This window comes from Dolichospermum lemmermannii CS-548, from assembly GCF_028330815.1.
Taxonomy (GTDB): Bacteria; Cyanobacteriota; Cyanobacteriia; order Cyanobacteriales; family Nostocaceae; genus Dolichospermum; species Dolichospermum lemmermannii.
Genome location: NZ_JAQMTJ010000144.1, coordinates 1 through 9750 on the forward strand (window position 1 = coordinate 1; position 9750 = coordinate 9750).

Consider the following 9750-nt stretch of genomic DNA (forward strand, 5'->3'; position numbering starts at 1 on the left):
ACCCTAACCCTCCCCTTGTAAAGGGGAGGGAACTGGATTTTTATTGTTTCCCCCCTTTACAAGGGGAAAGGGGGGTAGCAATGTGATGAAAATTACGGAATACCACTTTTCAAACATCCTCTGAGGTAATATGGCTAAAAATCAACCAAAATAAGGCATCAAGGTAACTTTACATATTGTTATACAGCGGTTTCCGCTCTTATGAGGTACAAAGTTGAATCATGAAACTCTTGTAGTGCGGGCATCTTGCCCGCTAGATATGTACCTCATAACACCGGGAAGTGCTGTATATGGGTAATAGACATCTCCCCTAAAGATTGTAGAGACGTTCCATGGAACGTCTCTACAGTGACTTGAGGTCACGCATATTTAATTTTTGGAGATGTCTAATTACTAGAGTTTCAACTTAGGAAAATTACTCTGCCAATAAGATAATAAAGCCTGCCAAGCAGTTTCTAATTCAACATCACTAGTATCAGCCTTAGTTAACGAAAGTTGCCCCCAGATACAGCGACGGTCACGGAAAGTTTGTTTACCGTTCAATAGATTCAACCATTGAGACGGATTTAGATAAGGACGATAAAAATGGGCAGTGAATTGAGATATTGTCACTGTACTTTTTCCCAAGGAATTAATGCAGGCCGTCAAATAGCGGTTTTGTTGATCAAAAAACTCTAAATGATCACCTTTGAGGTTCACTTTTTGAACGGGCTTTATCAGCTTAGGTAAATTAGGTAGATAACTAAATTGCTGATAGTAGTCCTTGACATCACCTAAGCTAGAAGGGACATAGTAAAAGTTAGCAGTTAAGCCCTGACCGGCTTTTTGGTAATGATAAATTTGTCCTAACAAGATATCCTTCGTCTTATCGGTTTCGATATCTGTGTTTAGTAGAGGACGATTATTCTCCTGGGCTAGTTGCTTTGAAGATAAAGATAGAGGTTCACTAGCCATGAATTGCCAACCAGGGAGAGGAATTTGTGACGGAAAACGATAGACGGCGGTTTCACTCAAGCCCGCGCTGGGATGGATACAAAAATTAAATAAAATGATCATCAAACCGATACCTGTTAGTACAATTAACCAGGATACTGGCTGAGACTTTTCTGGCTGAGACTTTTGAGGGGGGGCTTTTGTCAGTGACGATGGAATTTGACTGGGTGATAGGAAAAGAATCACTGCCCCAAAGGATAGGAACGAAAGTAAAGCAAAAATATCACCACCTTGATAACCATGCCAATAACTAAATGCAGGTTTATCTTTCACCACTAGTGCTATAATAACCAATCGGATCACGGACAAAATAGCACTAATAAGCACTGAAAGAATAAAAGGCAAATAAATATTTTTCAGATAAGAGGGAAAAAGAATGGCCAGCACGAAAGAAAATTTTAATAGCATGATTAAAAGTGGTATCGCCGTGCATTCTGATAAAATATCAATTACCCCATTATTAACAGAAACAAGAGCACCTTCAGTAGCGGAATTAAAGCCCAAGTACCATAAAAGATAAGAAGTAAGTTTGGCGGAGATTACCGTAATCCGAATCAGCATTCCCAATAATTTGACAAAGACGAAAATCAAGGGAAATATAGCAATTACTGCTAATTCTCGCTTAAATTGTTTAATTCCCTGAAATCCTGATGCTAATAAAGCCAACCCAATGGCACTAACTAAGGGGAGAAAGTACCAAAAAATAGAGATTTCTTGAACTGAAAATTTTGCATTGATGTAGGGAATAATAATTAAACAACAACCAACAAAATTAGCAGGAAACTGGCTGACGAAAGCAAGGTTATTCCGTCTCTCGTAAATGTGGAATATGACACTTGCATATAACAATAGTTGAAAGAACCAATCGTTAGCATTTTGTTCAACTCGCCAATAGAGTGTTAGGTGAGTTGAAGTTACTAACCCAAAAATAAATAGAATGAAGAAAGTATAATTCAGAAAATTAACTTCCCTAAACTTTTCTATTTTACCTGTCATTGCTAATATCGTTTTCAACATTCTAAATACAAGCCCGTCCTATTTGAAGCCAAACAATCACAAAGGTAACACCAATAATTAGGAGAGCAATAACTGTTCTCAAGCTACTTTTCCATCTATTCTTCCACTGCCCTCGCTGGTTTAGGGCTGCTTCTTGGGAGACTGTCTTTTTTGCACTGGCTAAGTTTTTTTGAATTGTATTTTTAAGCTGAGGAGTTGGTAACTTTAAGTCATCTGGACTCATGTTGATATTTTTAGCGAACAGCTTGATCTGTTCTGCGCTAACCCCTGAAGCAAGACGCTTTTCGATTTGGGTTATTTGTTCAACACGGTTATTTCTCTGTTCGGTGATTTGATCATTGGCCACCTTTAGGACTCGTTGCGTATTTAATAAAGTCAGGGGAATTAAGGCAAAAAAGGCGATTCCCATGAGCAGAATCACCCAGCGGATAAATCTCAAAAAAACAATTTCTAGGAAGCGGATATCACCTTGATTGTCACGAAAGTAAAGAGTAAAAATAAACCCTAAGCCAATCAAAAAAACCCAACTATGCTGAGTGAGGAGACTAATGGCATTGAGTTCCCATTCAGGGTTTTGGAGTTGAGGTGGGACAATCACATAGATAAAATCTATGAATGACATTATCACAATTCCATAGCCAATAATTGGTAATAGAACAGTCAAGTCACTAGTATCTGATAAAAAACCTTCCCAGTTAACTCGACCGAAAAATGCCTTGAAGTTCTTGACAGAAGAGAAAATAAAATAACCAATATTTTCTTGGATATTTTCTTTGATATCTCTAAAATTCATCGCTCTTAATGTTCCTTTTCAATGCAAAGTTGATAATTACAGCAGCTATCAGCGGTAAAGCCCTTTAATTGCAAGGCTTTGTGATTAAAATTTGTACCTCATTTACCTACAATTTACCGGAATTTATCCTCATGACGGCTGAGATTTGAATTTTTACAAGATTACGAAAAATCCAGATGTGTAGGGGTTTAGCATTGCTAAATTCCTACCTCTATAGAAGCAAACGATTCAGCCATCTTGAGTATAATCAAGGAAATTATATAACATAAAACAATACTGTAGCCATGCAGTAAAAATACTTTACCAGTTCTAACATAGCATCAATACCTTGTCAATAACTCTACTACATCAGCCCTCTCTTCATCCTATTTTTTGGCTACAGTATTGTTAGGGTCTACTTGTATACATGGGTTTTATTATTCGGGGATATTCTTGTTAAAATTAAATAACATTTGTGAATCTTCCAAAGGTAATACTTCTACGGAATAAGACTTTAACCACTGCTGAAAAGAACGTCCACCTTCTTCAACATACTGATTTAATTCCGGTAAACAACGACAGCGATAAAAACCACATAGAGGTTGCCAGATTTGATTATTTTTGACTAAAGCCGCCATTTTATTTTCGGGAATTGTATCTAATTTAGATATCCAATCTTGTAATATTTCTAGCCGCAAATTTGGTAAATCACAAGCTAATAATAGAACCCAATTTGTTTTTACTGCTGCTAAACCTTGTATAAAACCTACAAGTGGTCCATGAGTGCGGGGTTCATTTCCAGTTTCCCCAGGTAAAGGAACTTCTGGAATAAATTGACTTTTAGGTGTTAGCAATTCTTGATAACGTTCTGGCCAGGGAGTTACTATATAAACTTTATCAGTGCAAGCTTCAGCAATAGTACAAATTAACTGCAACATGGGGACACCGACCATGGGAATTAAAGCCTTATCTCTACCCATGCGAGTGCTTTTACCACCTGCTAAAACAATAGTAGTAACATCACGCTTTAAATCAATATTCATAATGTTTGGATTCTATTTAATAAAAATTAACTGTATTTTCTCATAAATTGTTTACAATAATTATATAAATCTATAATTTATAAATATCATTATCATCAATTTTATGACATATTTTTTTGAATTTGAAGCAGATTTTGTTGATTCCTGGCGTTGTATTCCTATGCAAGTGCGCTATAAATTAGACACTTGCGGTATTAAGCTAAAATTAGCAGAATGGAATCAGATGAATCAAGAATCACGTCAAAATTTAGCGATATTACCTTGCGATACAGATGGTCAAATTCATGATTACAGACATTATATTCAAGAGTTGGTATTGCAACTCACTGGTAAACCAGTAGCCGAATTACCCATTGAAACTCATCCAGCATGGATGGATAATACCGCTATTCCCAGCAGTATTCACGCAAAAGCCCAGGAAATAGGTGTGATTATCACAACTGAGGCATGGGCAAGCTTAACTAGTTTACAGCGTTTTGCCTTGATTAAACTGAGTCGTCCTAGCCATGAAAATAAAAACTTCTTACCAGCTTTGCAAGAATTTAAATTGTTGCCAAAATCCTAAATTCTGATATATTGCTATAAATAATACTTTTTAAGTAGTGGGTAAAAGCAAATGATTAAACTCGACCAGTTTTTAAAGTTTTCCGGTATCACCTCTACCGGAGGTCAAGCTAAATGGATGATTGTTGATGGTGAGGTTAAAGTTAATGGTGTAGTGGAAACGCGCAGAGGACGAAAATTAGTAGATGATGATCAAGTAACAGTAGCAGGAAAAACTTTAAAAGTTGGGGAAATACTATCAGATACCGTTGATTAATTTCGATATCTATGATTTTGCCCTCACTACTTTTCTGACCATAACATCCAATTATGCTAATTCTTAATTTTTATTTCCAAAAAATTAATTGCTTTAAATAACACCTTAATTTAAAATAATGAATATTGATCAATAGGTCATTCTCTACAAGTAAATCCTCTCAAAAGGGAAATTATACCCCTAAAGAACTTCTTTAATTGTGCATTGTCAACATATATAGAAAGACATAGCTAATGACTAATGTACTCTGGCTCCAAGGTGGTGCTTGTTCGGGTGACACCATGTCGTTTCTGAATGCCGAAGAACCAACAGCTTGTGATTTAATTGCTGATTTCGGGATGAAAATACTTTGGCATCCTTCCTTGGGTGTAGAATTAGGTGAAAACGTCAAAACCCTTTTATGGGACTGTATTTCTGGTAAAATTCCCGTAGATATTTTGGTATTTGAAGGTAGCGTAGTTAACGCCCCTAATGGTACAGGAGAATGGAACCGGTTTGCCGACCGTCCCATGAAAGATTGGTTAAACGATTTAGCCAAAGTTGCGAAATTTATTGTGGCTGTGGGAGACTGTGCAAGTTGGGGAGGAATTCCCGCTATGTCACCCAACCCCAGCGACTCCAAAGGACTGCAATTTCTCAAACGGGAAGAAGGCGGTTTTTTAGGTAAAGATTTTGTCAGTCAAGCCGGCTTACCGATAATTAATATTCCTGGTTGTCCCGCACACCCCGACTGGATAACGCAGATATTAGTAGCGATCGCCACTGGACGAATTGATGATATAGTTCTTGATGAACTGCACCGTCCCCAAACCTTCTTCAACACCTACGCCGAAACCGGTTGTACCCGCAACATTCACTTTGCATACAAAGCCACAACCACCGAATTTGGACAACGGAAAGGTTGTCTATTTTACGACTTAGGTTGTCGTGGTCCCATGACTCATGCCTCCTGTAACCGCATTCTCTGGAATCGCGTCTCCTCCAAAACCCGCGCCGGAATGCCCTGTTTAGGCTGCACAGAACCCGAATTTCCCTTTTTCGACCTCAAACCCGGAACAGTCTTTAAAACCCAAACCGTCATGGGAGTTCCCAAAGAAATACCCCCTGGAGTCAACCACAAAGATTACGCCGTCCTCACCGTCGTTGCCAAAAACACAGCCCCAAAATGGGCAGACGAAGACTTTTTTACCGTTTAGTCATTGGTCAGTAGTCATTAGTCAGTGGTTAAGAGAATTCTTGCCACAATTATATTTTTTGCGCCTTTGCCCCTTTGCGTCTTTGCGCGAAACAAAAAATGCTAATGACAACTGACAACTAACAAATAACAAAGGACAAATATGCCAATTCAAACATTAGATATTTCACCCGTTGGTAGAGTCGAGGGTGATTTAGATGTGCGTGTCGAAATCGAAAATGGATATGTCACAAACGCCTGGACTCACGCTGAACTTTTTCGCGGCTTTGAAATAATTTTACGCGGAAAAGATCCCCAAGCCGGCTTAATTGTCACTCCCCGAATTTGTGGAATTTGTGGCGGTTCTCACCTCAGTTCTGCCTCTTGGGCGTTGGATACAGCTTGGGGAACAGAAGTTCCGAGAAATGCAATTTTAGCGAGAAACTTAGGTCAAATTGTCGAAACAATCCAAAGTATTCCCCGCTACTTTTATGGCTTATTTGCCATTGATTTAACTAATAAAAATTATCGCCGGAGTCACTTTTATGATGAGGCTTGTCGGCGCTTTGCTGCCTTCACAGGTAAATCTTATGAAATCGGCATTACAATTTCTAGTAAACCGGTAGAAATCTACGCTTTATTAGGTGGACAATGGCCGCACAGCAGTTATATGGAAATAAATTGGGGAATTGCTGATATAGTCAGGATTTTTCAGAATAGGTCTGATTATTCCCTGGTTTTTCCTTAAATTAGGCAATAAAACCACCCCAGCCATATCATAAGTCTATTTATTTTTATCTACTAACAGTTATTTGGTGTTTTCAAATATTACCTAATTTTTCCCTAACTCTAGATTAGCGATGCCTTCAGCGCACTGGAAGCAATTCCTAGGTCGTGCTTCGCTATCACATAACTGTGGTAAATTTTTAGTACGCAAAGAATAATCTAATGCACCCATCCTCTTTTAATCTTCTTACCCATTATGAATTTCAAACGATGGCAGGAACTCAAGCAAATCCTCACTGAAGACAAAGACTTGTCTAACATCTGGACATATTACATGGATCATTTTGCAGATCATCCCGAATTCATCAACTTGGGTCAACGTGTCCAGAATCAATATATAGATGCAGTTGTCAAAACAACCTGTCAACAACTATTTGGTCAAAACGTCAAAATTACCAACTCTCTCCTTATCCATATTCCCCGACATCAATTTTTCCATGGCCCATTCCAAGCCAGCGGACGAATAGGTGGTGTGATTTTCTTTGAGGATATCAAAGTCGGCTTAATGGGTATTTCCGCACAGTTTCCCCCAACCAGTGAGGTGAAATATTCCCGGTTTACCGAAGTAATGGATCTATCACCACCAACAGGTCATGATTTAAATTGAAGGGATATAGCATTTCCTAATCTAAATGATGCACAAAATTATCTGTGTTCATCTGCGTTTATCTGCGTTTGATTCTGACTTCCCTGCCATCCTTAACCCCAAAATCGTCTAAACTTAAAGAGTTCACCAACTGCCAAAATCATGATGTCTCGCTGGTTTAATATTGCAGGTCCATGTAACCCCGAAAAAAACTATACCATCTCAGCTACAATTCGTCTCCCTGATTTATCGTTACTGATTGAACAAGAAAGTTATTTTGTCCTTCATGCACCACGACAAACAGGGAAAACCACCGCAATGTTAGCCCTAGCACAGCAACTTACCGCCACCGGAAATTATACCGCAGTCATGGTATCAGTAGAGGTAGGAAGTGCATTTAATCATGACCCCGGTGCGGCAGAATTAGCGATTTTGGGAACTTGGTATGATACAATTTCTATCCGCTTACCCAAAGAATTACAACCACCTGTGAAACAATGGCAACAGGAAGAACCAGGAAATAGAATTAAGGCTTTTTTACAAGGTTGGGCAAAATCTTTAACCCGACCTTTGGTAATATTGATTGATGAAATTGATTCTTTGCAAGATCAAACATTAATTTCAATTTTACGACAATTAAGAGATGGTTTTCCCAATCGTCCCGAAAATTTTCCCTCATCTGTAGGATTAATTGGTTTAAGAGATGTACGAGATTATAAAGTCGCATCTGGTGGTAGTGAACGACTCAATACATCCAGTCCTTTTAATATTAAAGTTGCTTCTATAACTATGCGAAATTTTAATATTGAAGAAGTGGGAGAACTATATCAACAACATACAGTAGCAACAGGACAAATTTTCACACCAGAAGCAACAGCAACAGCCTTTGATTTAACCCAAGGACAACCTTGGTTAGTGAATGCTTTAGCTAAAGAAATTGTAGAAAAAATGGTTAAAGATAGAAATATTACTATTACAAAAGAAGATATTTTACAAGCAAAGGAAATATTAATTGCTCGTCAAGATACTCATTTAGATAGTTTAGCTGAACGGTTACGAGAACCAAGAATAAAAGCAATTATTGAACCGATGTTAGCAGGTTTAGAATTGGGGGATATACCCAACGATGATATTCAATTTGTAATTGATTTGGGTTTGTGTAAAATGCACCCCCAAGGAGGATTAACTATTGCTAATCCCATTTATCGGGAAGTTTTACCCAGAGTATTAACAGTGACACCAATGGCTTCTCTACCAAGGATTGCACCGACTTGGTTAACCCCAGAAGGTGAATTAAATATAGATGCGTTACTTGCAGCATTTCTCAAGTTTTGGCGACAGCACGGAGAACTGTTATTAGGTAGCACTGGCTATCATGAAATTGCGCCGCATATTGTATTAATGGCTTTTTTGCATCGTGTTATTAATGGTGGTGGAATCCTAGAACGGGAATATGCCATTGGTAGTGACAGAATGGATCTATGTCTGCGTTATAAAGATGTCACGCTAGGTATTGAGTTAAAGGTATGGCGGGATAAAAAGCGTGACCCCCAAACTGATGGGATTGAACAATTAGAATCTTATTTAGGGCGGTTGGGGTTGGATTTTGGTTGGTTATTTGTGTTTGATAGGCGGAAAAATGCCCTACCAATGGAAGAACGTTTATCAACTGAGGTTGTGGTGACGGAAAATCAACGCAGAATTACTGTGATTCGGGCTTGAGTGTTTTGATAAGGAGTTAGGTTGGAGTTTTGCTAAAATGTAAATAGCTAGAAAAAAGGAAATCTAAAGTTATGACAGTTGCTAATTCATCAATTTCTCAACAATACACGCTTGATATTGAACCGGAAGGACGTTTAACTTTACCGCAAGAAATCCAACAAATTCTTAATTTAGAATCTGGAGATAGATTAATTTTAACTCTTGAAGATAATGGTACATTACAATTAGTTAGTCTCAAAAACCAAGTTAAAAAATTAAGAGGTTTATTAAAAGATAAATCACCTGATAGAAATTTGGTAGATGAACTTATTCAAGAACGCAAACAGGAGTATTTAAGTGAATAAATCTGTGTTAGATGCTTCTGCTTTTTTAGCTTATCTTAGAGATGAACCAGGAGCAGAAATTGTGGAAAATACGTTGATTAATGGGTGTTATATCAGTATAATTAATTGGGTAGAGGTATTATCAAAAATTGTTGATTTAGGATAATCTCCAGAGGAAATTATTAAACGATTGAGAGATGAAGGATTATTAGAAAATAGTCTAGAAATTATTGCTTGCAATGAGGAAGATGCTATAACTATAGCTAAACTTCGAGGTTTAACCAAAAGTGCAGGATTATCATTAGGAGATCGTGCTTGTCTTGCTTTAGGTAAACGCTTGAATTTGCCTGTGTTAACAGCAGATAAAGTATGGAGTAAGTAGAACGGCTTGAATAATTCAAAGTTTGTAGTGAGGAATTTATTCCTCATTTGAGGGCTGAAGCCCTTACTACGAAATCATCTCCAGATTTTTTACATTACTTAATCTACTTTGATTTATTTTCGTCTACTTACT

9 protein-coding genes and 2 pseudogenes are annotated in these 9750 nt (G+C 37.8%); 8 read left to right on the forward strand and 3 right to left on the reverse strand.

Annotation, left to right across the window (positions count from 1 at the left end; all coding sequences use genetic code 11):
• Nucleotides 1-393 precede the first annotated feature (393 nt).
• The 3 genes from PN450_RS09235 to PN450_RS09245 form a co-directional block, all read right to left on the reverse strand.
• On the reverse strand, nt 394-2010 hold the full coding sequence (locus tag PN450_RS09235; protein WP_271836093.1) for an archaeosortase/exosortase family protein: 1617 nt from the start codon (nt 2008-2010) through the stop codon (nt 394-396).
• A gap of 1 nt (nt 2011) precedes the next feature.
• Nucleotides 2012-2803 (reverse strand): HpsJ-like protein, cyanoexosortase A-associated, encoded by a 792-nt coding sequence (gene hpsJ-A, locus PN450_RS09240; RefSeq protein WP_271836094.1) that lies wholly within the window; start codon nt 2801-2803, stop codon nt 2012-2014.
• A gap of 416 nt (nt 2804-3219) precedes the next feature.
• Complete coding sequence (locus PN450_RS09245) at nt 3220-3825, reverse strand: molybdenum cofactor guanylyltransferase (protein WP_271836095.1); 606 nt, start codon at nt 3823-3825, stop codon at nt 3220-3222.
• Nucleotides 3826-3928: 103 nt separating this feature from the next.
• On the opposite strand from PN450_RS09245, the gene PN450_RS09250 reads away from it, so the two are divergent.
• The 8 genes and pseudogenes from PN450_RS09250 to PN450_RS23950 all read left to right on the forward strand — a co-directional run bounded on the left by PN450_RS09250 (nt 3929) and on the right by PN450_RS23950 (nt 9618).
• Nucleotides 3929-4390, forward strand: a complete 462-nt coding sequence (locus PN450_RS09250) for a nitrate reductase associated protein (protein WP_168695701.1) — start codon at nt 3929-3931, stop codon at nt 4388-4390.
• 51 nt (nt 4391-4441) lie between these two features.
• Nucleotides 4442-4645 carry an RNA-binding S4 domain-containing protein gene (locus PN450_RS09255; protein WP_148761916.1) on the forward strand — a complete coding sequence of 68 codons (204 nt, stop codon included), beginning with the start codon at nt 4442-4444 and terminating at the stop codon, nt 4643-4645.
• Nucleotides 4646-4878: 233 nt separating this feature from the next.
• Nucleotides 4879-5841: a hydrogenase small subunit gene (locus PN450_RS09260; protein ID WP_015079375.1), complete on the forward strand. Its 963-nt coding sequence runs from the start codon at nt 4879-4881 to the stop codon at nt 5839-5841.
• 141 nt (nt 5842-5982) lie between these two features.
• A pseudogene (locus tag PN450_RS09265) lies at nt 5983-6492 on the forward strand (nickel-dependent hydrogenase large subunit); the annotation flags it as partial.
• Nucleotides 6493-6801: 309 nt separating this feature from the next.
• Nucleotides 6802-7212: a hypothetical protein gene (locus tag PN450_RS09270; RefSeq protein ID WP_148761910.1), complete on the forward strand. Its 411-nt coding sequence runs from the start codon at nt 6802-6804 to the stop codon at nt 7210-7212.
• A 144-nt stretch (nt 7213-7356) separates the two neighbouring features.
• The gene (locus PN450_RS09275) at nt 7357-8913 is read left to right on the forward strand and encodes an AAA-like domain-containing protein (RefSeq protein ID WP_271836097.1); all 1557 of its coding nucleotides are present in this window, start codon (nt 7357-7359) and stop codon (nt 8911-8913) included.
• Nucleotides 8914-8984: 71 nt separating this feature from the next.
• Entirely contained in the window at nt 8985-9257 is a 273-nt protein-coding gene (locus PN450_RS09280; protein ID WP_148761908.1) for an AbrB/MazE/SpoVT family DNA-binding domain-containing protein, read from the forward strand.
• 61 nt (nt 9258-9318) lie between these two features.
• Nucleotides 9319-9618: pseudogene (locus PN450_RS23950) on the forward strand (type II toxin-antitoxin system VapC family toxin).
• The last annotated feature ends 132 nt before the right edge of the window (nt 9619-9750 follow it).